Genomic DNA, 25301 nt, shown 5'->3' with positions numbered 1-25301 from the left:
CCTCGCCCAGGGAGACTCCGGGGACGGCCGGAGCCGCCCCCGGAGGCAGGCCCTTACTTGAGCTGGTCCTCGGTGTAGTAGTTGCCGCCGATGATGACGTCCTTGTAGTTGCTCTTGTCGACGATCACCGGGTCGAGCAGGTACGAGGGCACGACCTTGTTGCCGTTGTCGTAGTCCTTGGTGTTGTTCACCTCGGGCTGCTGGCCCTTGAGCACGGCGTCCGCCATCTTGACGGTCTGCTCGGCGAGCTGGCGGGTGTCCTTGAAGATGGTGGAGTACTGCTCACCGGCGATGATCGACTTGATCGAGGCGAGCTCGGCGTCCTGACCGGTCACGATCGGGTAGGGCTGGCCGCTGGTGCCGTAGCCGGAGCTCTTCAGGGCCGACAGGATGCCGATCGACAGGCCGTCGTACGGGGAGAGCACGCCGTCGACCTTGTCGCCACCGGAGTAGGTCTTGGTGAGGATGTCCTCCATGCGCTTCTGCGCGGTCGCCGGGTCCCAGCGGAGGATGGCGGCGGTCTTGAAGTCGGTCTGGCCGCTCTTCACCACGAGCGTGCCGTCGTCGATCTTCGGCTGGAGCACCGACATGGCGCCGTTCCAGAAGAACGTGGCGTTGTTGTCGTCGGGGGAGCCACCGAACAGCTCGACGTTGAACGGGCCCTTCTTGCCGTCCTCGACGCCGAGGCCCTTGAGCAGCGAGGTCGCCTGCTGCACGCCGACCTTGAAGTTGTCGAAGGTGGCGTAGTAGTCGACGTTCGGGCTGTTGCGGATCAGCCGGTCGTAGGCGATGACCGGGATCTTGCTGTCCGCCGCCTCCTGGAGCTGGGAGCTGATGGCCGTACCGTCGATCGAGGCGATGATCAGGAGCTTGGCGCCCTTGGTGATCTGGTTCTCGATCTGGTTGACCTGCGTCGGGATGTCGTCCTGCGCGTACTGCAGGTCGACCTGGTAACCCAGCGCCTCGAGCTGCTTCTTGACGTTGTCACCGTCGTGGATCCAGCGCTCGGAGGACTTGGTGGGCATGGTGACCCCGACCAGGGCGCCCGCGGGGCCCGCCGCGGCGGACGCGGAGGCGTCAGCGTCGACCGTCTTGGTGCTCGAACCGCATGCCGTCATGGTCGCGGCGAGCGCGATGGCCGACACCACGCCCCCGATTCGTCCCAACCTCATTGTGCATCTCCTTGCAATGGGGGTTGCGGCAGCGCTGGACGCGGCAGCTGCCAGCTACGTCAAGATTCCACTCACAGAAACCGACGAATCGGGACAGAGTCCACGTTCGTTTTGCCGATTGTTATCGTTAACAACGGCTGTGTCAACGGGTGACGCTTACCTGGCGGAAACGTTCCGGTAACTTTTGCCGCAGGTCAGCGCCTTGACCTGGCCGAAAACAGACGCTGGAGCACGATGAAGACGAACAGCAACATTCCAATGAAGATCTTCGTCCACCAGGACGACAGCGTCCCCTCGAAACTGATGATCGTCTGGATCAGGCCCAGCACGAGCACGCCCAGCACGGTGCCGAGCAGAAACCCGCTGCCACCGGTCAGCAGCGTGCCCCCGATGACGACCGCCGCGATCGCGTCCAGCTCCATGCCCACGGCATGCAATCCGTATCCCGAGAGCATGTAGAACGACAGCAGCACGCCACCGAGCGCGGAGCAGAACCCGCTGATCGTGTAGACAGCGATCTTGGTTCGGCCCACCGGCAGGCCCATGAGAAGCGCCGACTGCTCATTGCCGCCTGTCGCGTAGACCGTCCGGCCGAAGCGAGTGTAATGCAGCACGTATGCTGCGACGACCACGACCGCGACGGCGAGCAGCACGCTCGGCGAGATCCACAGATCGGCGAACAGATCGATCCTGGTCTGCGCGAACACCGTGAACGTCGGGTCGGTGATCGGGATGGAGTCCGTGCCGATCGTGTAGCAGAGCCCGCGCGCCAGGAACATGCCCGCCAGCGTGACGATGAACGGCTGGATGTCGAAGGCGTGCACGATGTACCCCATCACCAGCCCGAGCCCCGACCCGACCGCCAGCACGAGCGGCACGACCAGGTACGGCGGCCACCCCGGCCCCTCCATCAGGCTCGCCGCGATCATCGTCGACAGCGCGACCACCGACCCGACCGACAGGTCGATGCCGCCGGTGAGGATCACGAACGTCATCCCTACGGCGACCACCAGCAGGAACGCGTTGTCGATGAAGACGTTGAGTATCACCTGCCCGGTGGCGAAACCCTCGTAGCGGATTCCGCCCGTCGCGAACATCGCCACGAGCAGGCAGCCGGTCACCACGACCGGCAGGTACTTCCCTGGCACCCGCCGCAACCGCAACGCACCCGTGGTCATGGCTGTGTTCATGGCCTCACCCCGTCCTGCGGGCCGGGCAGGCCGGCCGTCTCCCGCTCCGTCCGGTCCGTCGCCGCCGGTACGGCGGGCGCGGCCGCCCGTTTTCGCCCGCCGAACACCTTCTCCCGGAACGACCGCGACTGGACGAGGCAGACGGCCGTCACGACCAGCGCCTTGAACAGCAGCGTCGTCTCCGGCGGCACGCCGATCGAGTAGATCGTCGTGGTCAGGGTCTGGATGATGAGCGCGCCCAGCACCGTCCCTGCCAGCGAGAACCGGCCACCGGCCAGCGACGTGCCGCCGATCACCACGGCCAGGATCGCGTCCAGCTCGATCCACAGGCCCGCGTTGTTGCCGTCGGCGCTGGAGACGTTCGAGCTGATCATGAGCCCGGCCACGCCCGCGCACAGGGCGGCGAAGGCGTAGACCATGACGAGGATCCCGCGCGAGCGGATGCCGGCCAGCCGGCTCGCCTCCGCGTTGCCGCCCACCGACTCGATCAGCATGCCGAGGGCCAGCCGCCGGGTCAGGAACGCGGTGACCACCAGCACCACCGCGACGATGACGATCCCGGACGGCACCGTCAGCCAGTAGCCGCCGCCGATCATCTTGTACGCCGGGTCGTTGACCGTGATGATCTGCCCGCCGGTGATGAGCTGGGCCAGACCGCGCCCGGCCACCATGAGGATCAGCGTGGCGATGATCGGCTGGATCCCGACCGCCGCGACCAGCAGCCCGTTCCATGCGCCCAGCAGCAGACAGAGCCCGAGCGCCAGGGCGATCGCCGTGATCAGCCCGGCGTCCAGGCTGATCTGCAGGCAGGCCAGCGCCCCCGCGATCGCCACCACCGAGCCCACCGACAGGTCGATGCCGCCCGTCGCGATGACCAGGGTCATGCCGATCGCCACGAGGATCAGCGGGGCGCCGAAGCGCAGGATGTCGATCAGGCTCCCGTACAGGTGGCCGTCCCTGACCTGGATGGACAGGAAGCTGGGCGTGAAGACCACGTTCAGGGCCAGCAGCAGCAGGAGCACCCCTGCGGGCCACACCAGACGCTTCACCGGCCTCGCCCTCCGCTCGCGATCGTCTCCATCAGGACGTCGGTCGTCAGCCGCTCGTCGTTGGGCAGCTCCGCCACGAGCCGCCGGTCGCGCAGCACCTCGACCTTGTGACTGAGCCGCAGCACCTCCTCCAGCTCGGCGGAGATGAACAGCACCGCCATGCCGCCGTCGGACAGCTCGGCCACCAGCCGCTGGATCTCGGTCTTCGCCCCGACGTCGATGCCGCGCGTGGGCTCGTCGAGGATGAGCAGCCGCGGTTCGAGGATCAGCCAGCGCGCCAGCACGACCTTCTGCTGGTTGCCGCCGCTCAGGTTGCGGACGAGCTGCTCGGGGTTGGGCGGGCTGATCTTCAGCGCCTTGATGTAGCGCCCCACCAGCTCGTCCTGCTGCTCGCGCGGTACCGGCCTGGTCCAGCCCCTGGTGGCCTGCAGCGCGAGGATGATGTTCTCCCGCACGGTGAGGTCGGGGATGAGGCCGTCGGCCTTGCGGTTCTCCGAACAGAAGGCGATCTTGTGGTTCATGGCCGCGCGGGGCGTGCGCAGCGACGCCGGCGACCCGCCGACCGCCATCTCGCCCGTGCTCGCGTGGTCGGCGCCGAACAACAACCGCGCGATCTCCGTACGTCCCGAGCCCAGCAGCCCGGCCAGACCGACCACCTCGCCCTCGTGGACGGTGAGCGTGAACGGCTCGACGGCACCGGTCCTGCCGACGCCGCGCGCCTCGACGAGCGGCCGGTCGAACGTCCGGTGCGCGCCGTGCAGCCGTTCCAGCGCGGCCAGCTCCTGTCCGATCATCAGCGCGACGAGCCGCACCATGCTCAGCTCGCGTGTCAGGTGCTCCCCGACCAGCTTGCCGTTGCGCAGGATCGTCATCCGGTCGGCGATCTCGTAAACCTGGTCGAGGAAGTGGGAGACGAAGAGGATCGCGATGCCCTGGTCCTTCAGCCGCCGCATCACCCGGAAGAGCTGGGCGACCTCGCCGGCGTCGAGACTCGACGTGGGCTCGTCGAGGATCAGCACGCGCGCGTCCACGTCGATCGCCCGCGCGATGGCCACCATCTGCTGCACGGCCAGCGAGCACGACGACAGGGGCGCCGAGACGTCCAGGCTGAGCTCCAGCCGCGACAGCAGCTCGGTGGCCCTGGCCCGCATGCGTTTCCAGTCGATCCGTCCCCGGCGGCGCGGCTCGCGGCCGAGCAGGATGTTCTCGGCCACCGACAGGTTCGCGCAGAGGTTGACCTCCTGGTAGACCGTGCTGATGCCGGCCTGCTGGGCCTCCAGGGGGCCGGCGAACGCGACGCGCCTGCCTTCGAGCTCGACGGTGCCCGCGTCGGCCGCGTGGACGCCGGTGAGCACCTTGATGAGCGTCGACTTGCCGGCGCCGTTCTCGCCCATCAGCGCGTGCACCTCGCCCGGCAGCAGCCGCAGGTCGACACCGTCGAGTGCCGTCACGCCCGGGAACCGCTTGCCGATGCCCCGCATCGTCAGTACCGGCGCGGGTAAGGCCATCTCGCCCCTTCCGTCTCCTGGCTTCGTCACTACGCCTCCTCACCGCCGCTGTCCAGGCCCACCTCCCCCGGCCGCCGGAGCGGCCGGGGACGGCGAGACTCAGTACTGGCGGGTGGACAGGACCTCCTTGGCCTGCTCCTGCGTGAACGTGGTCTCCTCGGTCACCACGCGGTCCGGCACCTGCTCACCGGCGACGACCTTCTTGGCCAGGTCCATGAGCTGCGGGCCGAGCAGCGGCGAGCACTCCACGATGAAGCTGATCTTGCCGTCGGCGAGCGCCTGCATGCCGTCCTTGACGGCGTCCACCGTGATGATCTTGATGTCCTGGCCGGGCACCTTGCCGGCCCCCTCGATCGCCTCGATCGCGCCGAGACCCATGTCGTCGTTGTGGGCGTAGAGCACGTCGATGTCCGGGTTCGCCTTGAGGAACGCCTCCATGACCTCCTTGCCCTTGGCCCGGGTGAAGTCGCCGGTCTGCGAGGCGATGACCTTGAACTTGGGGTCGGCCTTGATGACCTCCTGGAAGCCGTCCCTGCGGTCGTTGGCGGGCGCCGAGCCGGTCGTGCCCTGCAGCTCGACGATGTTGACCGGGTCGGTGCTGTCCTTGTACTCCTCCACCAGCCAGGTGCCGGCCTTCTTGCCCTCCTCCACGAAGTCCGAGCCGAGGAAGGTCTTGTACAGGCTCTTGTCAGGGGAGTCCACCGCCCGGTCGGTGAGGATCACCGGGATGTTCGCGTCCTTGGCCTCCTTGAGCACGGTGTCCCAGCCCGACTCGACCACCGGCGAGAAGGCGATGACGTCCACCCGCTGCTGGATGTAGGAGCGGATGGCCTTGATCTGGTTCTCCTGCTTCTGCTGGGCGTCGGAGAACTTGAGCGTGATGCCCGCCTCCTTGGCCGCGTCCTGCACGGACTTGGTGTTCGCGGTACGCCATCCGCTCTCCGCCCCGACCTGGGAGAAGCCCATGGTGATCACGTCTGCGCCGCTCGAGCCCCCGCTTGCGCCGCCACCGCCGCTGCCGCACGCCGTCACCGCCATCGCGGTGAGCCCGGCGAGCACCGCCGCCGAGATCCTCTTTAACACGTGGGGAGTCCCTTCTGTGAACGCTCACATCGCCGTGGCGGAGGCCACCTCCGCTTGCGTCCCGCGCCTACGCCGAGCCGGCCGTACTGGCCCGGACGACGAGGGCGGGCGGAACCACGAGCCGTTCGAGCCCGTGGCGACCGTCCTCGAGCTGCCGTACGAGCACCTCGATGCTGTGCCTGCCCACCGCGCCGAAGTCCTGCCTGATGGTTGTGAGCGGCGGCGAGAAGTACGCCGACTCGGGGACGTCGTCGAAGCCGACGACGCTCACCCGCTCGGGCACCCGCACCCCCTGCTCGGTGAACGCCCGCAGCACGCCGAGCGCCATCTGGTCGTTGGCGACGAACACCGCGGTGACGTTCCTCATGCCCGCCAGGACGCGGCCCGCCTCGTATCCCGAGCGCGGGCTCCAGTCACCGGTGAGCGGTCGCGGGACCTGCCGGTCCGCCTGCTCAAGCGCGGCCCGCCAGCCGGCCACGCGTCCTTCCGCCTCCAGCCAGTCGGAGGGGCCGCTGACGTGCCAGACCGTCTCGTGGCCCAGCGCCAGCAGATGCTCGGTGGCGAGCCGGCCGCCCGCGGCCTGGTCGACGCAGACCACGGAGACGTCGCCCGCCTCGCCGCCCTCGACGGCGACGGCCGGGACGCCCAGCGGCAGGTCGGCCAGGGCCCTGGCGGTCGCGCGCTGCGGCGCGACCACCACGATGCCGTCCACGCCCTGACCGGTCAGGTAGTCGAGGGCGTCGCGCATGCCGGCCCGGTCGATCGAGGTCAGGCTGACGATGCTGACGAAGTAACCCGCCGCCCTGGCGGCCTGCTCGATGCCGTAGACGGTGCTGGCCGGGCCGTACAGGGTGGTGTCGAAGCTGACCACGCCGAGCGTCCGTGAGTGCTTGGTGACGAGTGCGCGGGCGACGTGGTTACGGCGGTAGCCGAGCTTGCCGATCGCCGCGAGAACGCGCGCGCGGGTCTCGCCGCGCACGTTCGGGTGGTCGTTCAGCACGCGGGAGACCGTCTGGTGCGACACTCCGGCCTCCCGGGCCACGTCGGCCATGACGGGCGGACGGCGTTGCACGACAGGGCCCACGGCTGAGCTCCTTTCCTGACCTTGGCCCGACTGTGAACGTTAACAACGGTCCCGTCAAGGGCAGCTTCTCCTTACTGAGAGGTCAGGTGAATGTGTCCTTGACGGGTATATCCCTGGCGATCTTGACTGGACACCGCCCCTACGGGACGACGCGGTGATGCGTGGTGAGCCGGCCCTCGTCGTCGAGCACGTGGAAGGAGATCAGCGGCGGAAGCGCGTAGTCGAGGCAGGCGTCCCAGCCGGTGCCGCCCTCCCACGGCAGCCTGAGCGTCGACACCACTCCCCCGGCCACGAGCAGCGGCCGCCCGGCGAACGTGGTGGCGGCGGCCGTGTGGGCGTGCCCGGTCAGCACGGCCGCCACGTTCCGGCGCCCGGCGAGCAGCGACTCCAGCGGCTCCGCCCGGTGCAGCCTGATCCCGTCGAGCATCGGGCTGTGCAGGGTCACCGGCGGGTGGTGGAAGGCCACGAACACCGGCAGGTCCGTGCCGTCCAGCACGGTCTCCAGCCAGGCGAGCGTCTCGTCCTCCAGCCGCCCGGAGGACTCGCCGGGGATGGACGAGTCGCACATCGCGTAGACCGCCCGCTCCGTACGCAGGACCTGGTTGACGGGGCCGTCGCCGGGGTCACCGGGGTCGCCGCCCAGCAGCACCCGCCGGAACTCGGCGCGCACGTCGTGGTTGCCCGGCCCGACCAGGATGGGGTGGCGCGAGGCGAGCAGCTTGGCCGCCGTCTCGTACTCCTCGGCCAGGCCGTGGTCGGCGATGTCGCCGGTGACGAGGACGGCGTCGAGGTCGTACGGCAACGCGTCCAGGAAGCGCATGACGGCCGCGGTACGTGTCGCGGTCTCGGCGGTCGCGCCGATGTGGACGTCACTCAGGTGAGCGATCACGATCATGACAGGCGATCCTTCCGATCGTGTCCCTCCACGCCGGGAACCCGTTCACCCGGGCCGCTCGTTGACGTGGCGAACTCACTCGACGGAGGAGAGACATGGGCTGGCACTACCGCAAGTCAATCAAGGTCGGGCCGTTCCGCATCAACCTCTCGCGGCACGGCGTCGGCCACAGCTTCGGCAACCGCCGCCTGCACGTCTCCACCTACCCCGACGGCCGCCGCCACGTGACCGTACGCCTGCCGGGCGGCTTCCACATCGGCAAGACCTTCGGCAAACCCCACCACCGCTGACCCCCGCCGCGGGCCATAAGAGGCGCCTGTCGAAGTGGGCGCGAAGGCCAGGCGGCCCAGGCCGTAAGAACTCCCGCCCCGTTCAAGTGGGGTGGTATGGCCGCGGGTCCAGGCCGTGAGAACTCCTGCTCCCGTTCAAGCCATGCGGCCCAGGTCTCCCCGTCCCGCCGAAGGCCGCTTCACCGCTGGGCGACGGCTGCCAGGTTCACCACGCGCACTCCGCCGCCTTGCGCCCAGAAGACGACGCCGCTGCCTGTCGACCAGTTCGTGCCACTCCCGGCCTTCGCACCGTCGAAGGTCACGGTCGTACCGGTCGCCGCGTCGTAGATCTCCCCGGCACCGATGAAGAACCGATCGCGATAGGGGTAGCCGCGCAGCCCTCGGCGAACCTCGCTCCGGTTGCCGTCGCTCCGCTGCACCACGGCGGTGCCTCCCCGCATCCCGGCGCACCATGTCGGCCCGCAGCGCAGCCCCTCCACCCCCGGTATTGGGCGGATCCTGATCGTCCGCCCCGTCCGCAGGTCGACGACCTTCGTCGGGTTCGTACGAGTGTCGAGCGGCTCGTCGGTCGCCCACGGCCACTCCACGAGTTGGAGCCCCTTGGACCCGGCCACGCGCTCGGGAGACCCACCGTCGACCCCCATCCGCCGGACGCCGTCCAGCGGTGACGACCACACGACGTACCGCCCGGCGAGCGCGACACGATCGACGGCCTCACCCGCGACCGGGCCGACCTTTCTCGCGCTGCCACCGGTCCGCAGCGAGGCCACCCAGGCGTACCCGTCGGCGAGCCACACCACCCGCTCCCGATCGACGGCCAGGATCACCGGCGCCGTCGCGAGTGCCGTGACCGTCCGCGAACGTCCGGATCCGGCGTCGTAGACCTCCAGCGCCCCCCGGTCGGCCCAGACCAGCACCTCCGTCGCGCTGATCGCCGCCAGCGGCCTGAGTCGTCCCGGCATCGTGAACACAGCCTGCGGCCACACCCGTTCGACGGGGTTCGCCCCTGGCCGTGCGGCGTCCACGACAACCTGCGGCGCAGGCCGGGCGACCAGGACGCCCCATGCCGCCAGCACTGTCACGCAGACGCCCGCGAGCGTCCCTGTCGCTCTTCTGCGCGCCCGGCGACGCCGCTTCGCTGTCACGCCGGCCAGCACGTCCTGGTTCTCGGCGCGATCGGCGATCGTGCGCAGCGCCCGGGTCAGCTGCTCCTCGATGGTCATCGTCACCTGCCTGTGAGTGCGTCAGCGCGGACGCGGAGGGTGGCCAGCGCACGCGACGCCTGGCTGCGGACGGTCGTCTGTGAGATACCGAGCCGCGCCGCGATCTCCCCGTCGGCGAGATCCTCGTAGTACCGCAGCACCAGCACCGTTCGTTGCCGGACCGGTAGGGCCCGCAGCCACTGCCAGATCTCACCGAGTTCAGGTTCGTCCCCATGGACCGGCGGGTGGACGTCGGCGGTCAGGTGCTCGCGTCTTCGCCTGCGCCACCAGCTCACATGCTGCCGAGCCATGATCGTGCGCACGTAGCCTTCCGGGTCGTCCTTGTTGCGCACCCGCCGCCACGAGGAGCTCAGCCTGAGCAGCGCCTCCTGAACCAGATCGGCCGCGTCATCGGTGCTGCCGGTCAACACCAGGCCGTAGCGCAGCAGCGCATGACTCCTGGCGCGGACGAACTCCTCGAATTCCACCTCCCAGGGACGCACGAGCCCCCGCCTTCGTTGCAAAAACTTCCGCCACGTCCGAGGACGAGCGGCGCGACCGTCCCCTATTGGGATCGACGTCAGGTGTGGTGGCGCTCGACCAGTTCGGTGCCGATCCGGGCCAGTTCGGCCCTGACCTCCGCCGGTTCCACCACCTCCACGCGCCCTCCCCACCCGGCGAGCTGCTCGGCGACGGTCAGCGCGTCGGGCGCCGCGACGCGAACCCTCGCCCGCCCGTCCGCTTCGGTCCCCATGGCCTGGCAGTGCCGGCCGAAGTGCTCGCGCAGGATCGGTACGAACCTCGGGTCGATGAGCACGGTGGCGGACAGGGCCGAGCGGCGCCGCTCCATCGCGTCCACGACGTCGTCCCACGCCTCGGCCGGCTCGAAGCCTGCCGGCCGTTCGAACGTCTCCCCCGTCACCACGATCCGAGCGATGCGGTCCACCCGGAACGTACGCCGCCCGTTCGCGGTGCCCGCCAGCAGGTACCAGACGTCGTCCTTGACCACCAGGCCCCACGGGTCGACCAGCCGCTCGGCAGGCCCGCCGCGCCGGCCCTCGTACCCGATCCGCAGCGTACGGCGGCGTACGACGGCGTCCTGCAGCACCTCGACCGGCGCCGGCCGCTCCCGCTCCGGCTCGCCCCAGCGGGCGGGGTCGACGACCACCGCGCCCGCGGCGGCCTCGGCGTCGGCCCGGAACGTCGGGGGCAGCGCCCGCAGCAGCTTGCGCAGCGCGGACCTGACCGCGGGGGCCGCGGGCGCGGCCGGGCCGACGAGCAGGAACAGCGCCTGGGCCTCGTGCGCGGTGAGGCCGCTCAGGTCGGTACGCGCCCCTCCCAGCAGCCGCCACCCGCCACCCCGACCGGGCTGCGCGTAGACGGGCACGCCGGCGGCCGAGAGCGCTTCCAGGTCACGCCGCGCGGTGGCCACCGACACCTCCAGCTCCCTGGCCAGCTGGGCCGCGGTCACCTGCCCACGCGCCTGCAGGACGAGCAGGGCGGCCACCAGTCGATCGGCTCTCACACCCGCGATTCTCCTCCGCGAAAGTGCTCAGTCGTTGAGCACTTCACCTCGCGACAATCGAGACGACATCACCGAAAGAAGGGACGACCGGCATGCTGCGCGGATTCGCGACTCTCAACTTCTGGGCCACCGACCTGGAGGCCGCCAAGGCCTGGTACACCGAGTTCCTCGGCGTCGAGCCCTACTACCAGGTGCCCGGCTACGTCGAGTTCCGGCTCGGCGACTACGGGCACGAGTTCGGCCTGATCGACAGCCGCTACGCCCCCGAGGGCTCCGGCCGCGGTGGCGCGATCATGCACTGGCACGTGGACGACCTGGAGGCCGTCTTCGAACGGCTCCTCGCCATGGGCGCCGAGGAGTACCAGCCGATCACGCACCAGGGCGACGGGGAGGGCTTCGTCACCGCGTCGGTGGTGGACCCGTTCGGCAACGTGCTCGGCATCATGCGCAACCCGCACTACCTGGAGGTGCTCGCCGGCGCGACGCCCGAAAAGGAAACACCCCACCAGGAGGGGTGAGGTGTCAGGGAGAGCAAGAGTGGAGCTATGGGGATTCGAACCCCAGACCTCCTCCATGCCATGGAGGCGCGCTACCAACTGCGCCATAGCCCCTTGCGATCAACAAGTGTATAGGAGTTCCGGCGTGCCCGTGTCACGCCGGACCAACCGGACCCGTACGGCTATCCATGCGCACAGGTGGTGCGCATGGTGAGGGCCGCGTCCTCGAGGGTCAGGGCGACCTCCACCCGGCCGAGTTCCCCCGTCCGCCGCACGTGGGTGCCGCCGCACGGGATGGACGCCTCGCCCTGGGGCAGCGAGCAGTGCCACGTACGGCGTGCGGTCAGCTCGGGCCCCGGCACGTCGACCCGCACCGGCGCGTCGGCGGCCACCCACCCGGCCAGCCGCTCGTTCACGGCCTGGGCGACCTCCGCCGGGTCGAGGCCCTCGGCATCGAACCCCTTCTTGCGCAGCGACTTGCCGAGCCGGTAGACGTCGACGCTGCCGTACGGGCTGATGTGCGAGGACGTGATCGCGGCCTGGTCGAAGTCGGGGTGCCCGAGCGCGTCGGCGCGCACCTCCTTGCGCCAGCGGCCGGCCAGGGCCGCGTTGAGCGCGAGCGCGGCGAGGTGGCAGGCGGTGTGACCGGCGGACAGCCCGGCGCGGAAGCCGGCGTCGACCTCCAGCTCGACCTCCGCGCCGACGGGCAGCGGCCGTTCGGTGACGTGGACGACGAGCCACTGCCACCCCTCGGCGCCGCGCCGCACCGGGATGTCGGCGCCGACGAAGACCTCCCCCTCGGCCGAGCGCGCCCCTGTCACGCAGGCCGTCACCGGAAGCCCGCCGATGGTGCCGAGGTCGCCCGGCTGGTCGGGCCAGGTGTGGTCGAGGGGGTGGAAGGGCGTCTCGGCGACGACGAGGCCGTGCCGGCCCCCCACCGGCACGGCCCCGACGATCTGCGAGCGGCCACTGGTACGGCCGCCGGGAAAGGTGACGAGAGTGGAGTTCACCGGAGGATTCTCTCAGCGGCCGGGTCGCCGCTCGTCCTCCAGGTAGCGTTCGCGGCCGGCGTACAGGCCGGTGACAAGCTGCACGGCCACCACGACGAACATCATCGCGTACGGCAGCGACCACCCGCCGGTGGCGTCGTGCAGCACACCGACCAGCAGGGGGCCGGCTCCGGCGATGAGGTAGCCGACGCTCTGCCCGAACGCCGACAGCGCGGCGGTCTTCTCCGGAGTGCGCGTGCGCGCGGCGAGCATCATCAGCGCGAGCGGGAACGACCCCATGCCGACGGCCACGAACGACACCCACAGCAGCGCCAGCGAGGCGGGCCCGGCCCACAGCCCGGTGAACCCGAGGACGTAGAAGAAGACGAGCGCCACCACGACCGGCCGCTGGTCGCGGAAACGGGTTCCGATCGCGGGCACGACCATCGACACGGGGATGTTCAGCGCGGTGAAGATGCCGACGATGAGCCCGGCCTCGCCGGACTCGTACCCGGCGTCCCTGAGCATGGTGGCGAGCCAGCCGAACATGATGTACGCGACCATCGACTGGGTGCCGAAGTAGACGGCGATCGTCCAGGCCAGGCGGCTGCCCAGGAGGGCGCGGATGCCCTCGTCCCGGCGGCCGGTGTCCCGCTCCGGCTCACTGCGCAGCAGCGCAAGCCACGGAATGGCGGAGACGACGGCCAGGGCCGCCCACACCCCGAGAGCGACGTGCCAGTCGCCCGACACCTGCTCGATCGGCACGGTGGCCGCGGCGGCGAGCATGGTGCCGACCGCGAGGGCCGTGGTGTAGACGGTGGTCATGAACCCGGTACGGGACGGGAAGTGACGCTTGATCAGCGTCGGGATGAGCACGTTGCCGACGGCTCCGCCGGACAGCGCGACCGCGCTGCTCACCAGGAACACCGGGGCCGAGTCGACCAGCACCCGTACCAGCAGGCCCGCGCCGAGCGTGACGAGGGCGAGCAGCAGCAGCCGGTGCTCGCCGACGCGCCGCGACAACGTCGGGGTGATCGCCCCCACCCCGGCGAAGGACAGCACCGGCAGCGTGGTCAGCAGCCCGGTGCCCACGCTGGACATGCCGAGCGTACGCGCGATCTCGCCGAGGAGCGGTCCTACGCTGGTGACGGCGGTACGCAGGTTGAGCGCCGCCAGGACGATGCCCAGCATCACCAGCCAGCCCAGGGACCTTGACCCGCCTCGCGGTTCGTGGGCGAGCGCGCTCATTGCAAACCTCTACTTATCTAATCATGGGATGAATCATCAGCCTAACGGGAGGCAGCGGAAGATTTATTCCTGGACAAGGAAAACCCTCGGTCAAGGCAACCGGGGATCTCCTCAGCGGACGGTCACACGATGGGGCGCGGCCCCTGCGGAGGCATGGGAGGCAGCGGCCCCTCTGGAGGCAGGCCCGGCCCCGGAGGAGGCAGCGTGCCACCCTGCGGCAGATCGCCGCCGACCGTGCCCGGCGGGACGGTTCCCCCTCCGTCGTACGTCGAGCCCTTGTGATGCGGCCCTGGCACGTCGCCGCGCCGGCCGCGCGACTCGACGAACTGCTTGACCCGCTTCACGTCACCGACGACGCGCATGCGGACCAGCTGCAGCCAGTCGGCCGCGGTCTCGGCGAAGCCCTCGGGGTCGTACTCCATCTGGAGCGTGACCCTGGTCGTGTCGTCGTCGATCCGGTGGAAGGTCACCAGACCCGACTGCCGGGGGCTGTCGAGGCTGCGCCAGGCGACGCGCTCGTCCGGATGCTGCTCGGTGATCTCGGCCTCGAACTCCCGCCGCACCCCGGCGATCTCCGCCACCCACGCGGTACGCGTGTCGCCGAGCTGCTTGACGGACTCGACGCCTTCCATGAACTCGGGGAAGCTCTCGAACTGCGTCCACTGGTCGTAGGCCACCCTGACGGGGACCCGCACGTCTTCTGCGTGTTCGATGATGCTCATGGGGTGGGCGTCTGCCCGTGCGCGGCGCGCGTTAACGCCTGCGCAGCAACCAGTACAGGCCCACGAGCGGCAGCACGAGCGGAATGAACAGGTAGCCCTGGCCGTACGCCGACCAGACGGTCGCGTCGGGGAACGCGGCCGGATCGAGGACGCTGAGCGTGCCGACGACCAGCACACCCGCCAGCTCGATGCCGAGCGCGACGAGCGCGAGGCGGCGCGCGCCCCGCCAGAGCGCGACCGTGAGCACGATGTAGACGACCGCGGCGAACGCCGACAGCGAGTACGCGAGCGGCGCCTCACCGAACCGCAGGGCGATCTGCACGCCCGCGCGCGCCCCCGCCGCCAGCGAGAACAGCCCGTAGACGGCGAGCAGCGCGCGCCCGGGCCCGGCGCCGATGGTGGTGGTCACGCCATGCCCTGCCAGATCTGCAGCAGACGGGCGTTCATCACCGCGATCGCGAACCCGGCCACGGTGAGGATCGCCGTGCCCCACCGGCTGCGCTCTGCCAGCGCGAGGAACACCCCGGCGGGCGGGATCAGCACCTGTCCGCCGACGTAGCCGAACAGCGTGACCTTGTCGTCGGGCCCGCCGCCGCCCGCCACGGCCGCGATCACGAACCCGGCCTGGACCAGGACGGCCACTTCGAGCACGGCGAAGCCGACCAGCAGCACCATGCCCATCGGCCGGTCGCGGATGGCGGTGATCAGACTCATCAGCGTCAGCACTACAGCGACGACGATGACGATCGTGGAGACGACGGTGTTCATCGCGGCCAAGGCTACCGCCCGGCATGGTCGCCCTCGATTCCGTCCCGGTCAGACCGCCCGTAGGATCGAGAACGTGCAGAGCATCCTCGTCAGCGCCTGCCTGCTGGGCCGCAAGGTGCGCTACGACGGGCGCGCGAAGACCAGCTCCGACGCCGTGCTCGCGGGGTGGCGGCGGGAGGGGCGGGTCGTGCCTTTCTGTCCGGAGGTGTCCGGCGGCCTGCCGGTCCCCCGGCCCGCGGCCGAGATCGAGGGCGGCGCGGGCGGCGCGTCCGTGCTCGCAGGAAAGGCCCGGGTGCTGGCGAGTGACGGGTCCGACGTGACCGACGCCTTCCTCTCCGGGGCGCGCGCGGCGCTCGCCGCGGCGCGGGCGCACGGCGTCCGCGTGGCGGTGCTGAAGGAGGGCAGCCCCTCGTGCGGCGCGCTGTCGGTGTACGACGGCACGTTCACCGGACGCCGCGCCCCCGGGCAGGGCGTCACGACGGCGTTGCTGGAGAGCCACGGCATCCGCGTCTTCACCGAGGACCAGCTCCCCGAAGCCGCCTCCTACCTGCGCACCCTGGAGACGTAGGCCACCGCTGGTGCAGAAGGTGTACGCTGCACTCCGCCCGCCGAAGGAGGCGCGGCGACGCCCACGTTCAGCAGGATTGCCCCATGACGATCGGACTGCTGCTCGGTCTGGCCGCTCTCGCCCTGGTCGACAGTACGAGCTTCGGCACCCTCATCATCCCCCTCTACCTGGTGCTCGCCCTGGACCGCCCGCGCACCTGGCGGCTGACGGTCTACCTGGCCACCGTGTCGGCGTTCTACTTCCTCGTGGGCGTGGCGCTCATGCTCGGGGTCGGCGTGGTGATGGACGCCTTCGGCGAGGTGCTGCAGAGCCGGCCCGCGTACGTCGCGCAGCTCGTCGCCGGGGTGGCGCTGATCGTGCTGAGCTACCGGCTCGACCCGAAGTGGCGGGCCAAGCGCGGCAAGCCCGAGCTGAAGCTCCAGCCGCGGGTGGGCGGCCCCGCGACGATGGTGATGCTCGGGCTGACCGCCGCCGTGCTGGAGGTCGCGACGATGGTGCCCTATCTCGCGGCGATCGGTCTGATGACCACGTCCGGGCTGGTGGCGGCGCAGTGGCTGCCCGCGCTGGCGGCGTACACACTGGTCATGATCCTGCCCATCCTGGTGATCATCGGGCTGCGCGCGGCGGCCGGCGAGCGGCTGGAGCCCAGGCTGGAACGGCTGCGCCGCTGGCTCAGCAAGCACTCCGCCTCGGCCGCGAGCTGGGCGGTGGCGATCGTCGGCATCCTGCTCATCCGTGACGCGGTGACGTACCTCTTCTCGCAGCCCACCTAGGATCAGAATCTCCGGGGGGAGATCTGTCATGTTGCGGGCGTTCCTGCGTACCGAAGCCGGCAGCACGAGCGTGCTGTTCGCCGCCACGGTGCTGGCGCTGGTGTGGGCCAACTCGCCATGGAGCCACACCTACGAGGCCTTCTGGCACACGCCCATGGGCATCTCCTTCGGCGACGCCGCCTTCTCGCTCGACCTACGCCACTGGGTCAACGACGGCCTGATGACCGTCTTCTTCTTCCTCATCGGGCTGGAGGTCTCGTACGAGATCCGGCTCGGCCAGCTGCGCGACCGGCGGCTCGTCGCCGTGCCGGCGGTGGCCGCATTCGGCGGCATGCTCGTGCCCGCCGGGATCTACCTGATCCTCAACGCGGGCGGGCCGGGGGCCGGCGGGTGGGGCGTGCCGATCGCCACCGACACCGCGTTCGTGCTCGGCGTGCTGGCGGTGGCCGGGGCCCGCTGCCCCGACCCGCTGCGCGCGTTCCTGCTGACGCTGGCCATCGTGGACGACGTCCTCGCGATCTTCATCATCGCGGTCTTCTACACCGAGCAGTTGTCCGTCCCCGCGCTCCTCATCGCCGCGCTGCTGCTGGCGGCCATCGTGACCCTGCGCTGGCTGCGGATCTGGCGGGCGCCCGCGTACATCGTGCTGGGGTTCTCCCTGTGGGTGGCCACCCTGCAGAGCGGCATCCACCCGACGCTGGTCGGCATCGCGCTCGGCATCCTCGTCTTCGTGTACGCGCCCACCGACCACAAGCTGCTGCTGGCCGGCGAGGCCGTCCAGGTGTTCACCAGCACCCCCAGCGCGCGGGCCGCCCGGGAGGCGACGCGGCGCGTGCAGCGGGCTGTCTCCGTCAACGAGCGGCTGCAGCTGCGCCTGCACCCGTGGAGCAGTTACGTGATCGTGCCCGTCTTCGCCCTGGCCAACGCGGGCGTACGGCTCGACGGCGAGGCCCTGCGGACGGCGGCCACCTCCCCCGTGGCCATCGGGGTGATGCTGGGGCTGCTGCTGGGCAAGTTCGTGGGCATCTCGCTGGGCACGTGGCTGCCGCTGCGCCTGCGGTGGGGGATCCTGCCGGGCAACCTCGTCTGGGGGCAGTTGCTCGGCGGCGCGGCCGTGTCGGGCATCGGGTTCACGGTGGCGCTGTTCATCGTCGACCTGGCCTTCAAGGACCCCGTCCTGCACGACCAGGCGAAGATCGGGATTCTCACCGGTTCGCTGCTGTCGGCCGCGCTGGGCTGGCTGATCTTCAAGCTCGCGTGGGATCGCGGCGGCGTGTGCGCACCGCCCGAGGCCGAGCCGAGCGAGGAACTGCCCGTCACCCTGACGGTTCCCGTCGGGCCAGGCGACCACGTGCGCGGTCCCGCCGAAGCCCGCGTCACGATCGTCGAGTACGCCGACTTCGAGTGCCCCTACTGCGGCCGGATCCATCCGGTGCTGGAGGAGGTCCTCCGCAAGAACCCCGACGTCCGGCTGGTGTTCCGGCACTTCCCGCTGCGCACCCTGCACCCCCGGGCGGCGCCGGCCGCGATCGTCGCCGAGGCCGCCGCCGACGAGGGCCGCTTCTGGGAGATGCACGACATCCTGTACGACAACCAGCGCTTCCTCACCGACGCCGACCTCGAGCACTACGCCGCCGAACTGGCCGTCGACGCCTGGGGGAACGTGTCGCGCCACGTCGCCAGGATCGGGCTCGACGAGACGTCCGGACGCGACAGCGGCGTCCGCGGCACCCCGACGCTCTTCCTGAACGGACGGCGTTACGAAGGTTCACTCGACCTGGATTCGATCACCAGGGCGGTGGAAGAAATCCGCGAATCGCCGTAGCGTCAGCGGTTCCGTCACCGTACGCGCTGGAGTCGCCTTGCTGTACTCAGTAATCCCGGCCCTGTTCCAGATCGCCCTGGCCGTCGTGCTGATCGCCGGGGCCGTCCTTGCCGGGACGCGCCGGCACGAACACGGACGCGCGGCGACCATCGGCATGGCAGGGTTCCTCGTGCTCCTGCTGGAGATGGTGCTCAGCACCGTGATGCTGCTGGTGCTTCCGTCACTGGTCTCGAGCCTCAGCGGAGGCCTGATGGCCTCGATGGTGTTCACCGCCGTCACCCTGATCCTGCGCATCGGCGGGATCGCCCTGCTGATCTGGGCCGTGATCGCCCGCCGCGCCCGGCCCCCCAGCCCGCATCGTGGCCCCACCCAGCCGCACAGCACCCCGGCCACCCTGGCGCGCAGCACGCCGGCTGGCCCCAGCCCGGCCACTCCGGTGAGCAGCACATGGGCCGGCAGCAGCCCGGCGCGCAGCATCCTGGCCACTCCGGCGAGCAGAACGCCGGCTGGGGTCAGCCCGGTGAGCAGCGTCCCGGCCGGCCCCAGCAGGGGCAGCCCGGCTGGCAGCAGCCGGGCCACCCTCCGCAGGGCGCCCAACCCGGTTGGCCGCAGCAGTAAGTTCATCACCTGACGGACCGGGTGCCGTTCACGTATGGACGGCACCGCGGGACGCGATGTGCAATGTCCCCACAGATCTCGGCATCGTCTTCGCGCGTCTGAGGGGATCATGACTCCACAGCAGCCCGGCCCGCCGGAACCAGACCCCGACCGTACGGTCAGACACCGCATCCCCCGCCCCGCCCGGCCTCCCTCGGCCGAGACGCCCGACACGCAGCGGCTCCCGTACACCCCCGACATGCTGCCCGACGTGTCGCACTACGCGACCAAACCACCCAAGTCCGCATGGTGGTGGGTCGTCGTGACCGGCAGCCTCCTCCTTCTCGTCGCAGCGGTGGCCGTGGCGGTGATCCTCTGGGCCGACAACGCCACGGCCCACACCCTCGACAGCCCCTGAGCGGCACAAGGCACTCCCCCGACCAGCGACCTTTGCCAAGGATCTACGCCAGCCGCGTGGAAACGCCTTCGATCTGGATATGCGTAAACAAGGAAGACAACTTCCGGAATCAGTGCGTAATGTCACACGTACTACTGGAATGCCAGGACATTTCCGGAAGTTGTGCGGATCACGACTGACCGAACAGGCCAGCCTCACGAACGCCACAAGGCGGAGGTTCTCATGAAGGCTTGGACACGCTGGCAGGACTGGGTCACCCTGGTCGCCGGCATCTACGCGGCACTCTCCTCGATCTGGGTCCACGGAACGTCGGGCGCGACGCCCAGCCTCATCGTGCTGGGCATCCTCATAGCTCTCACCTCGCTCGTCTCCCTGGCCAATCCGGGAGTGGTCGCGACGGAATGGCTCAACACCCTGTGGGGTGTTCTCCTCTTCGTCGCACCGTGGGTGATCACGTACACGCAAAGCACAGCGGCGTCGTGGACGTCCTGGGTCGTCGGCGCGCTCACCGTGATCCTCAGCCTCACGGCGGTGCCCGCCAGCAAGGCAGCGCACCATCACGTCATCCAGCACTGACACACAACGGAAAAAGGCCGGGCCCGTACGAAACGGCCCGGCCTTTTCTGTGCCCGAGGGGTGGAGCTATGGGGATTCGAACCCCAGACCTCCTCCATGCCATGGAGGCGCGCTACCAACTGCGCCATAGCCCCTGGTCACCGCGTCAGGTCCACCCGTTGCGGCGCTCCGAGAGCATATAGCCATCCGGCCCCATTCGCCTAATCGCGGCGCCCGTCCCTGGCCCGTGCCACCAGGACCGCGAGGCCGTCGAGCTGCCGGCGCAGGCCGAACTCGAAGACCGAGTCCACGTCCAGGTCCAGCTCGGGCCGCGACGCCACCTTGGCCAGCGTGGGAAAGGCCCCCGTGGCGAGCACCTGGTCAAGTTCCGCGCCCCGGGCCTGGATCCACTCGTCCCCGGTGACGCCCGTCTCCGTACGCGCCTGCTCCTCGGCCTCCAGGCTGACGGCCGCCCCGCGGACGAGGCTCACCAGGGACAGGACGGCCTGCATCATCGCGTCGGCGTCGAGACCGAGGCCGTCCACGGCCCGCAGCAGCCGGTCGGTGTGCGCCATCCCGTGCGGAGCGAACTCCGGACGGGTCAGCGAGACCGCGTGGGCGAGCCACGGATGGCGCCGGTGGATCCGCCACAGCCGGCGCATCGCCTGCTCAAGCTGCGGCCGCCAGCCGCGCGGGACGGGTCCGGACGGCGGGTCCGCGCCGAAGGCCGCATCGGCCATCAGCCGCACCAGCTCGTCCTTGTCCGCCACGTGCCGGTACAGCGACATGGCCGAGGCCCCGAGGTCGGCGGCGACCCGGCGCATGGAGACGGCCGCCAGCCCCTCGGCGTCGGCGACGTCCATGGCGGCGCGGACGATGCGCTGCCGGGTGAGATCCTGCGCACGCGAGGCGGGCGCCCCGCGCCCTGCCACCACCGTCCCCACGCCGGGCAGTGCCTGCGCGAGCCCCTCCTCCTGCAGCCTCCTGAGCACCTTGGTGGCGGTCGCCATCGCCACACCCCACTCACGGACGATCTGCCGGGTGGACGGCAGCCTGTCGCCCGCCGCGAGCTCCCCGGCGGCGATCCGCCGCCGCAGCTCCGCGGCGATCACCAGGTACGGCGCCTCTTCCCGCGTCACCTGCCTGCCCCTCCGGGGGTGCTCTAGTGCACCAGGCGAATCCCAGACCCTCTTCCCACCTGACCACAGACGGGAGCACTAGTGCAAGAGATCACCGTATTGCCTGGCCGGCGACCACAGGCCTACGGTCCGCGTACACCGTAGACAAAGGAGGCGCGCGATGCGTGCTCGCAGGGTGCTGATCTCAGGCGCGGGCATCGCCGGCCCCGCGCTCTCCCACTGGCTGGCCGGCCAGGGCGACCACGTCACCGTCGTGGAGCGGGCGCCGGGCATCCGCCCGGGCGGCCAGGCCGTCGACTTCCGCGGCGCCCCGCAACTGCGGGTGCTCGACCGCATGGGCATCCTCGACGCCGTACGCCGCGCACAGACCCGCATGGGCGCCATCACCATCGTCGACGAGACAGGCAGGCACCGGTCGAGCCTGCCCTCGGAGGCGTTCAGCGGCGAGGTCGAGATCCTGCGCGGCGACCTGAGCCGCATCCTGCACGAGACGGCCGCCGACGCCGAGTACCACTTCGACGACAGCATCACCTCGCTGACCGAGACCCGCGACGGCGTCCAGGTGACGTTCGAACGGACCGCGCCCCGCACGTTCGACCTGGTCGTGGGTGCCGACGGCATCCGCTCCCGGGTCCGCGGACTTGCCTTCCCTTCGCCGCCGCTGCACCACCTGGGGATGTACGGCGCCGTCTTCTCCGTCCCTGGCACGTACGGCCTCGACCACGCGGGCGTCATGTTCAGCGCCCCAGGCCGATGTGCCACGATCACGAGCGCCGCCGGCCGGACCCGGGTCGCGCTCGACTTCGCCTCGCCCCCGCTCGCCTACGACCACGGCGACCGCGCCCAGCAGGAGCAGCTCATCGCGGCCGCCTTCGACGGCCTCGGCTGGGAGATCCCTGGCCTGCTGGACGAGATGCGCAGAGCACCGGATTTCTTCTTCTCCCCGGCGGCGCAGGTCGTACTGCCCCGCTGGTCGTCCGGCCGGGTGGTGCTGCTGGGCGACGCGGGCTATGCCCCCGGACCGGGCGGCATGGGCACCGGCCTGGCGCTGGTCGCCGCGTACGTGCTGGCGGGCGAACTCGCGACGGCGGGCGACCACCGGACGGCGTTCGCCCGCTACGAGGACGTCTTGCGCCCCTACGTCGCCGTCTGCCACCGCCAGGCACGCGGGGCCGACAGGTTCCTGGTGCCCGCGACTAGGTCGCGGATCTGGCGGCGCAACCAGGTGTTGCGGATGCTTCCGTACATGCCGGGGAAAAGCCTGATCAAGCGGATGACCGACCGCGCCGCCGCGGCGATCACCCTCAAGGACTATCCGTACGGCCCCCAAGCCGTACGGGCGCGATCCTAGACCTGGACGTCGGGCCGGTCGTCGCTGTGGACCGGCTCGGGAAGGGTGCCGGCGTTGTGCTCCAGCAACCGCCACCCCTTGCGCCCCTCCTGCAGGACGGACCAGGAGCAGTTGCCGAGCCCGCCCAGCGCCGGCCACAGGCTCTCGGGCAGGCCGAGCAGGTCGCAGATGCCGAGCCGCAGCGCGGCGCCGTGCGAGGCGACGACGAGCAGGCCGTCGTCGTCGAGGCGGGCGGCCCACCGGCGCAGGGCGGCCCCCACCCGGACGGCCACCTCGGTGACGGACTCGCCGCCCGGCGCGTCCCAGGAGACGTACTCCTCAGGCCAGCGGGCGGCGATCTCTTCGCGGGTGAGCCCCTCCCACGCGCCGCCGCCCCGTTCGCGGAAGTCCTTGTCGACCGCCACGTCGAGCTTGGCGACCCGCGCCAGCGCGAGCGCCGTCTCGTGGGCGCGCTGGAGGTCGGAGGAGACGATCACGGTGGGGCGCAGCGCCGCCAGCAGCGACGCGGCCCTGGCGGCCTGCGCGAGGCCAGTCTCGTCGAGGGGGATGTCGGAGTGCCCCTGGAAGCGCTCTTCGACGTTCCACAACGTCTGCCCGTGCCGCAGGCACACGATCCTCTTGCTCAAGAGCGCGCCCGCTGCAGGTTGGCCTGCAGGACGCTCTCCGGCAGCGGGATGGCCGGGCAGTCCTTCCACAGGCGCTCGAGCGCGTAGAACGTACGGTCCTCCTCGTGCTGGACGTGCACGACGATGTCGATGAAGTCGAGCAGCACCCAGCGGCCCTCACGCTCGCCCTCGCGGCGTACGGGCTTGGCGTCGGCCTCGGTGCGCAGCCGCTCCTCGATCTCGTCGACGATGGCGCGGACCTGCCGGTCGTTGGTGGCGGAGCAGAGCAGGAAGGCGTCGGTGATGACGAGCTGCTCGCTCACGTCGTAGGCCAGGATGTCATCGGCCAGCTTGTCGGCCGCGGCCTCCGCGGCGATGCGCACGAGCTGGACGGATCTCTCAGAAGCGGTCACGATGCGGGTCTGTCCTCCTGTGTCGGCAGCATGCCTATACGTTGAGGGTACCCTTCCGGGCCGTCACCCCTCACCTGCGCGGCCGCCACCGTCAACCGGCCTGGTAGAGGCCCCGTTTGTTGATGTACTGCACGATCCCGTCAGGCACGAGGTACCAGATGGGCTCCCCCTTGGCGACCCGCTGCCTGCACTCGGACGACGAGATGGCGAGGGCCGGGATCTCCAGCAGCGTCACGCGGCCCTCCGGCAGGCCAGGGTCGTGCAGCGTGTGCCCCGGACGCGTACAGCCGACGAAGTGCGCGAGCTGGAACAGCTCGTCGGCGTCCTGCCAGCCGAGGATCGCGCCGAGCGCGTCCGCGCCGGTGATGAAGAACAGCTCAACGTCCGGCCCATAAATTCGCGAAATATCACGCAAAGTATCGATGGTGAACGTCGGCCCAGGACGGTCGATGTCCACGCGGCTGACCGAGAAACGAGGGTTCGAAGCGGTGGCGATGACCGTCATCAGGTACCGGTCCTCGGCCGCCGACACGTCGCGCCCGGACTTCTGGTACGGCCGCCCGGTCGGTACGAACAGGACCTCGTCGAGCTGAAAGTGGTGAGCCACCTCGCTGGCGGCGACAAGGTGCCCGTGATGGATGGGGTCGAACGTCCCGCCCATCACCCCCACCCGGGACTTCCCCTGCACGCTGGGCGCATTCTTCATGAAACGGACCTTACGCGGACGCATCAGGACAACATGACGGGACCCCCTCGGTGATGGCCGCGCACAGCCCCAGTTACGGACGTAGCATGCCGGGCATGACGACCACCCCGGACCGCAACCGCGTCCAACTGCCCGGCATCTCGTCCCGTGCCTACGAACACCCCGCAGACCGGTCCGCACTGGTCGCTCTGCGCAAGTTGAGCGGGTTCGACACTGTTCTCAAGCAGATGTCCGGTCTCGTCAGTGAACGCCGGCTCCGCCTGATGTACCTGGCGTCAGCGGTACGCGTCAGCGAGACCCAGTTCCGCTCCGTCTACGACATGGGCCGCGACGCCGCCTACACCCTCGACCTGCACCGGATCCCCGAGATCTACATCCAGCAGGACCCTCGGGTCCAGGCCAAGGCCATCGGCTTCGACGACCCGTTCATCGTCGTGACCACCGGCCTGCTCAACCTCATGAACGAGGAGGAGCAGCGCTTCGTCATCGGCCACGAGACCGCCCACATCCTGTCCGGGCACGCGGTCTACCGCACGATGCTCGACATCCTGACCACCCTCGCCACCCGCGTCGCCTGGATCCCGCTGGGCTACATCGGCCTGCGCGCGATCGTCGCGGGCCTCGAGGAGTGGTACCGCAAGTCCGAGCTGTCGTCCGACCGCGGCGGCCTGCTCGTCGGGCAGGACCCCGAGGCCGGCAAGCGCGCGCTGATGAAGCTCGCGGGCGGCGCCTACATGCACGAGATGAACATCGAGGCGTTCCTGGAGCAGTTCCACGAGTACGACACCGCGGGCGACCTGCGCGACGGCTTCCTCAAGGTGCTCAACCTGCTCGGCACCACCCACCCGTTCGCCGTGGTGCGCGTGGCGGAGCTCGACAAGTGGCAGCGCAGCGGCCAGTACGACCGCATCATCGCCGGCGACTACCCGCGCCGCGAGGACGACTCCGACGCGCGGGTGACCGACGAGATCAAGGCGGCCGCCGAGTCCTACCGCGCCTCCTGGTCGCAGTCGCAGGACCCGTTCATCGGGGTGCTGCGCGACGTGGCCGAGGGCGCCGTGAACGCGGGCGAGCGCATCTTCAACCGCTTCTCCCGCCGCGACGGCAGCCAGGGCTGACCGGATCACCG

General features: G+C 70.2%; 29 protein-coding genes and 2 tRNA genes. 10 read left to right on the top strand and 21 right to left on the bottom strand.

All coding sequences use genetic code 11. The features are described 5' to 3' along the window. Positions 1–53: 53 nt before the first annotated feature. The 7 genes from chvE to BLR04_RS35260 form a co-directional block, all read right to left on the bottom strand. Positions 54–1172, bottom strand: a complete 1119-nt coding sequence (gene chvE / locus BLR04_RS35290; RefSeq protein WP_090773518.1) for a multiple monosaccharide ABC transporter substrate-binding protein — start codon at positions 1170–1172, stop codon at positions 54–56. Between the two features lie 194 nt (positions 1173–1366). Then, positions 1367–2362 carry a galactofuranose ABC transporter, permease protein YjfF gene (gene yjfF, locus BLR04_RS35285; protein WP_090773517.1) on the bottom strand — a complete coding sequence of 332 codons (996 nt, stop codon included), beginning with the start codon at positions 2360–2362 and terminating at the stop codon, positions 1367–1369. Continuing rightward, positions 2359–3411, bottom strand: coding sequence for an ABC transporter permease (locus BLR04_RS35280; RefSeq protein ID WP_090773516.1), 1053 nt, complete (start codon positions 3409–3411; stop codon positions 2359–2361). The genes yjfF and BLR04_RS35280 overlap by 4 nt, the downstream gene beginning before the upstream one ends. Then, positions 3408–4949, bottom strand: coding sequence for a sugar ABC transporter ATP-binding protein (locus BLR04_RS35275; RefSeq protein WP_342672327.1), 1542 nt, complete (start codon positions 4947–4949; stop codon positions 3408–3410). The genes BLR04_RS35280 and BLR04_RS35275 overlap by 4 nt, the downstream gene beginning before the upstream one ends. 69 nt (positions 4950–5018) lie before the next feature. Then, positions 5019–6002 carry an ABC transporter substrate-binding protein gene (locus BLR04_RS35270; RefSeq protein WP_218129289.1) on the bottom strand — a complete coding sequence of 328 codons (984 nt, stop codon included), beginning with the start codon at positions 6000–6002 and terminating at the stop codon, positions 5019–5021. Positions 6003–6069: 67 nt separating this feature from the next. Then, positions 6070–7053, bottom strand: coding sequence for a LacI family DNA-binding transcriptional regulator (locus tag BLR04_RS35265; RefSeq protein WP_090773539.1), 984 nt, complete (start codon positions 7051–7053; stop codon positions 6070–6072). 172 nt (positions 7054–7225) lie between these two features. Then, positions 7226–7981, bottom strand: a complete 756-nt coding sequence (locus BLR04_RS35260; RefSeq protein ID WP_090773514.1) for a metallophosphoesterase — start codon at positions 7979–7981, stop codon at positions 7226–7228. A 95-nt stretch (positions 7982–8076) separates the two neighbouring features. Between BLR04_RS35260 and BLR04_RS35255 the strand changes: the two genes are divergently transcribed. Beyond that, positions 8077–8271: a DUF4236 domain-containing protein gene (locus BLR04_RS35255; protein ID WP_090773513.1), complete on the top strand. Its 195-nt coding sequence runs from the start codon at positions 8077–8079 to the stop codon at positions 8269–8271. A gap of 179 nt (positions 8272–8450) precedes the next feature. Here the strand turns inward: BLR04_RS35255 and BLR04_RS35250 are convergent, their stop codons facing one another. The 3 genes from BLR04_RS35250 to BLR04_RS35240 form a co-directional block, all read right to left on the bottom strand. Next, positions 8451–9494 carry a hypothetical protein gene (locus tag BLR04_RS35250; protein ID WP_090773512.1) on the bottom strand — a complete coding sequence of 348 codons (1044 nt, stop codon included), beginning with the start codon at positions 9492–9494 and terminating at the stop codon, positions 8451–8453. Positions 9495–9496: 2 nt separating this feature from the next. Next, positions 9497–9976: a SigE family RNA polymerase sigma factor gene (locus tag BLR04_RS35245; protein WP_245740877.1), complete on the bottom strand. Its 480-nt coding sequence runs from the start codon at positions 9974–9976 to the stop codon at positions 9497–9499. Positions 9977–10053: 77 nt separating this feature from the next. Beyond that, the gene (locus BLR04_RS35240; RefSeq protein WP_090773510.1) at positions 10054–10998 is read right to left on the bottom strand and encodes a helix-turn-helix transcriptional regulator; all 945 of its coding nucleotides are present in this window, start codon (positions 10996–10998) and stop codon (positions 10054–10056) included. Positions 10999–11090: 92 nt separating this feature from the next. On the opposite strand from BLR04_RS35240, the gene BLR04_RS35235 reads away from it, so the two are divergent. Then, positions 11091–11516, top strand: coding sequence for a VOC family protein (locus tag BLR04_RS35235; RefSeq protein ID WP_090773509.1), 426 nt, complete (start codon positions 11091–11093; stop codon positions 11514–11516). A gap of 20 nt (positions 11517–11536) precedes the next feature. Here the strand turns inward: BLR04_RS35235 and BLR04_RS35230 are convergent. The 6 genes from BLR04_RS35230 to BLR04_RS35205 form a co-directional block, all read right to left on the bottom strand. Further along, a tRNA-Ala gene (locus tag BLR04_RS35230) sits at positions 11537–11609 on the bottom strand. A 68-nt stretch (positions 11610–11677) separates the two neighbouring features. Next, positions 11678–12505 (bottom strand): alanyl-tRNA editing protein, encoded by an 828-nt coding sequence (locus tag BLR04_RS35225; protein WP_090773508.1) that lies wholly within the window; start codon positions 12503–12505, stop codon positions 11678–11680. Positions 12506–12517: 12 nt separating this feature from the next. Continuing rightward, positions 12518–13732: a CynX/NimT family MFS transporter gene (locus BLR04_RS35220; protein ID WP_245740876.1), complete on the bottom strand. Its 1215-nt coding sequence runs from the start codon at positions 13730–13732 to the stop codon at positions 12518–12520. 122 nt (positions 13733–13854) lie between these two features. Next, positions 13855–14454, bottom strand: coding sequence for an SRPBCC family protein (locus BLR04_RS35215; RefSeq protein WP_090773507.1), 600 nt, complete (start codon positions 14452–14454; stop codon positions 13855–13857). 31 nt (positions 14455–14485) lie between these two features. Continuing rightward, entirely contained in the window at positions 14486–14863 is a 378-nt protein-coding gene (locus BLR04_RS35210) for a hypothetical protein (protein WP_090773506.1), read from the bottom strand. Next, entirely contained in the window at positions 14860–15222 is a 363-nt protein-coding gene (locus BLR04_RS35205; protein ID WP_090773505.1) for a hypothetical protein, read from the bottom strand. The genes BLR04_RS35210 and BLR04_RS35205 overlap by 4 nt, the downstream gene beginning before the upstream one ends. A 73-nt stretch (positions 15223–15295) precedes the next feature. Here BLR04_RS35205 and BLR04_RS35200 point away from each other — a divergent pair, with 73 nt between their 5' ends. The 6 genes from BLR04_RS35200 (at position 15296) to BLR04_RS35175 (ending at position 19979) form a co-directional block, all read left to right on the top strand. After that, positions 15296–15790, top strand: a complete 495-nt coding sequence (locus tag BLR04_RS35200) for a 2-thiouracil desulfurase family protein (protein WP_090773504.1) — start codon at positions 15296–15298, stop codon at positions 15788–15790. 83 nt (positions 15791–15873) lie between these two features. Beyond that, a complete protein-coding gene (locus BLR04_RS35195) occupies positions 15874–16563 on the top strand; it encodes a GAP family protein (RefSeq protein ID WP_090773503.1) in 690 nt (229 codons plus the stop codon). A gap of 28 nt (positions 16564–16591) precedes the next feature. Beyond that, complete coding sequence (nhaA, locus tag BLR04_RS35190; RefSeq protein ID WP_090773502.1) at positions 16592–18388, top strand: Na+/H+ antiporter NhaA; 1797 nt, start codon at positions 16592–16594, stop codon at positions 18386–18388. 37 nt (positions 18389–18425) lie between these two features. Beyond that, positions 18426–19019, top strand: a complete 594-nt coding sequence (locus BLR04_RS35185) for a hypothetical protein (protein WP_090773501.1) — start codon at positions 18426–18428, stop codon at positions 19017–19019. A 96-nt stretch (positions 19020–19115) separates the two neighbouring features. Next, positions 19116–19403, top strand: coding sequence for a hypothetical protein (locus BLR04_RS35180; protein WP_090773500.1), 288 nt, complete (start codon positions 19116–19118; stop codon positions 19401–19403). A 222-nt stretch (positions 19404–19625) separates the two neighbouring features. Next, positions 19626–19979 carry an SPW repeat protein gene (locus BLR04_RS35175; RefSeq protein WP_090773499.1) on the top strand — a complete coding sequence of 118 codons (354 nt, stop codon included), beginning with the start codon at positions 19626–19628 and terminating at the stop codon, positions 19977–19979. Positions 19980–20040: 61 nt separating this feature from the next. Here the strand turns inward: BLR04_RS35175 and BLR04_RS35170 are convergent. Then, a tRNA-Ala gene (locus BLR04_RS35170) sits at positions 20041–20113 on the bottom strand. A gap of 66 nt (positions 20114–20179) precedes the next feature. Next, positions 20180–21097 (bottom strand): TetR/AcrR family transcriptional regulator C-terminal domain-containing protein, encoded by a 918-nt coding sequence (locus BLR04_RS35165; protein WP_090773498.1) that lies wholly within the window; start codon positions 21095–21097, stop codon positions 20180–20182. Positions 21098–21257: 160 nt separating this feature from the next. On the opposite strand from BLR04_RS35165, the gene BLR04_RS35160 reads away from it, so the two are divergent. After that, the gene (locus BLR04_RS35160) at positions 21258–22448 is read left to right on the top strand and encodes an FAD-dependent monooxygenase (RefSeq protein ID WP_090773497.1); all 1191 of its coding nucleotides are present in this window, start codon (positions 21258–21260) and stop codon (positions 22446–22448) included. Here the strand turns inward: BLR04_RS35160 and BLR04_RS35155 are convergent. The 3 genes from BLR04_RS35155 to nadD form a co-directional block, all read right to left on the bottom strand. Further along, on the bottom strand, positions 22445–23074 hold the full coding sequence (locus BLR04_RS35155) for a histidine phosphatase family protein (protein ID WP_090773496.1): 630 nt from the start codon (positions 23072–23074) through the stop codon (positions 22445–22447). The genes BLR04_RS35160 and BLR04_RS35155 overlap by 4 nt on opposite strands. Further along, the gene (gene rsfS, locus BLR04_RS35150) at positions 23071–23466 is read right to left on the bottom strand and encodes a ribosome silencing factor (protein WP_090773495.1); all 396 of its coding nucleotides are present in this window, start codon (positions 23464–23466) and stop codon (positions 23071–23073) included. The genes BLR04_RS35155 and rsfS overlap by 4 nt, the downstream gene beginning before the upstream one ends. 91 nt (positions 23467–23557) lie before the next feature. After that, the gene (gene nadD / locus BLR04_RS35145; protein WP_090773494.1) at positions 23558–24172 is read right to left on the bottom strand and encodes a nicotinate-nucleotide adenylyltransferase; all 615 of its coding nucleotides are present in this window, start codon (positions 24170–24172) and stop codon (positions 23558–23560) included. 86 nt (positions 24173–24258) lie between these two features. Between nadD and BLR04_RS35140 the strand changes: the two genes are divergently transcribed. Continuing rightward, the gene (locus BLR04_RS35140) at positions 24259–25290 is read left to right on the top strand and encodes a M48 family metallopeptidase (RefSeq protein WP_176903439.1); all 1032 of its coding nucleotides are present in this window, start codon (positions 24259–24261) and stop codon (positions 25288–25290) included. Positions 25291–25301 lie beyond the last annotated feature (11 nt).

The organism is Nonomuraea maritima, from assembly GCF_900100395.1.
In the GTDB taxonomy this organism is placed as follows: domain Bacteria; phylum Actinomycetota; class Actinomycetes; order Streptosporangiales; family Streptosporangiaceae; genus Nonomuraea; species Nonomuraea maritima.
Note: the sequence above shows the minus strand (reverse complement) of the source record. Positions and strands in the feature narration are given on the sequence as shown.

Excerpts from the sequence above, each read along its gene's own strand:
- BLR04_RS35255 (WP_090773513.1), top strand. The coding sequence starts at position 8,077 with ATGGGCTGGCACTACCGCAAGTCAATCAAGGTCGGGCCGTTCCGCATC.
- BLR04_RS35180 (WP_090773500.1), top strand. The coding sequence starts at position 19,116 with ATGACTCCACAGCAGCCCGGCCCGCCGGAACCAGACCCCGACCGTACG.
- BLR04_RS35260 (WP_090773514.1), bottom strand. The coding sequence starts at position 7,981 with ATGATCGTGATCGCTCACCTGAGTGACGTCCACATCGGCGCGACCGCC.
- BLR04_RS35205 (WP_090773505.1), bottom strand. The coding sequence starts at position 15,222 with ATGAACACCGTCGTCTCCACGATCGTCATCGTCGTCGCTGTAGTGCTG.
- chvE (WP_090773518.1), bottom strand. The coding sequence starts at position 1,172 with ATGAGGTTGGGACGAATCGGGGGCGTGGTGTCGGCCATCGCGCTCGCC.
- BLR04_RS35265 (WP_090773539.1), bottom strand. The coding sequence starts at position 7,053 with ATGGCCGACGTGGCCCGGGAGGCCGGAGTGTCGCACCAGACGGTCTCC.
- BLR04_RS35140 (WP_176903439.1), top strand. The coding sequence starts at position 24,259 with ATGCCGGGCATGACGACCACCCCGGACCGCAACCGCGTCCAACTGCCC.
- BLR04_RS35175 (WP_090773499.1), top strand. The coding sequence starts at position 19,626 with ATGAAGGCTTGGACACGCTGGCAGGACTGGGTCACCCTGGTCGCCGGC.
- BLR04_RS35195 (WP_090773503.1), top strand. The coding sequence starts at position 15,874 with ATGACGATCGGACTGCTGCTCGGTCTGGCCGCTCTCGCCCTGGTCGAC.
- BLR04_RS35215 (WP_090773507.1), bottom strand. The coding sequence starts at position 14,454 with ATGAGCATCATCGAACACGCAGAAGACGTGCGGGTCCCCGTCAGGGTG.
- BLR04_RS35235 (WP_090773509.1), top strand. The coding sequence starts at position 11,091 with ATGCTGCGCGGATTCGCGACTCTCAACTTCTGGGCCACCGACCTGGAG.
- nadD (WP_090773494.1), bottom strand. The coding sequence starts at position 24,172 with ATGAAGAATGCGCCCAGCGTGCAGGGGAAGTCCCGGGTGGGGGTGATG.
- yjfF (WP_090773517.1), bottom strand. The coding sequence starts at position 2,362 with ATGAACACAGCCATGACCACGGGTGCGTTGCGGTTGCGGCGGGTGCCA.
- BLR04_RS35160 (WP_090773497.1), top strand. The coding sequence starts at position 21,258 with ATGCGTGCTCGCAGGGTGCTGATCTCAGGCGCGGGCATCGCCGGCCCC.
- nhaA (WP_090773502.1), top strand. The coding sequence starts at position 16,592 with ATGTTGCGGGCGTTCCTGCGTACCGAAGCCGGCAGCACGAGCGTGCTG.
- BLR04_RS35220 (WP_245740876.1), bottom strand. The coding sequence starts at position 13,732 with ATGAGCGCGCTCGCCCACGAACCGCGAGGCGGGTCAAGGTCCCTGGGC.
- BLR04_RS35250 (WP_090773512.1), bottom strand. The coding sequence starts at position 9,494 with ATGACCATCGAGGAGCAGCTGACCCGGGCGCTGCGCACGATCGCCGAT.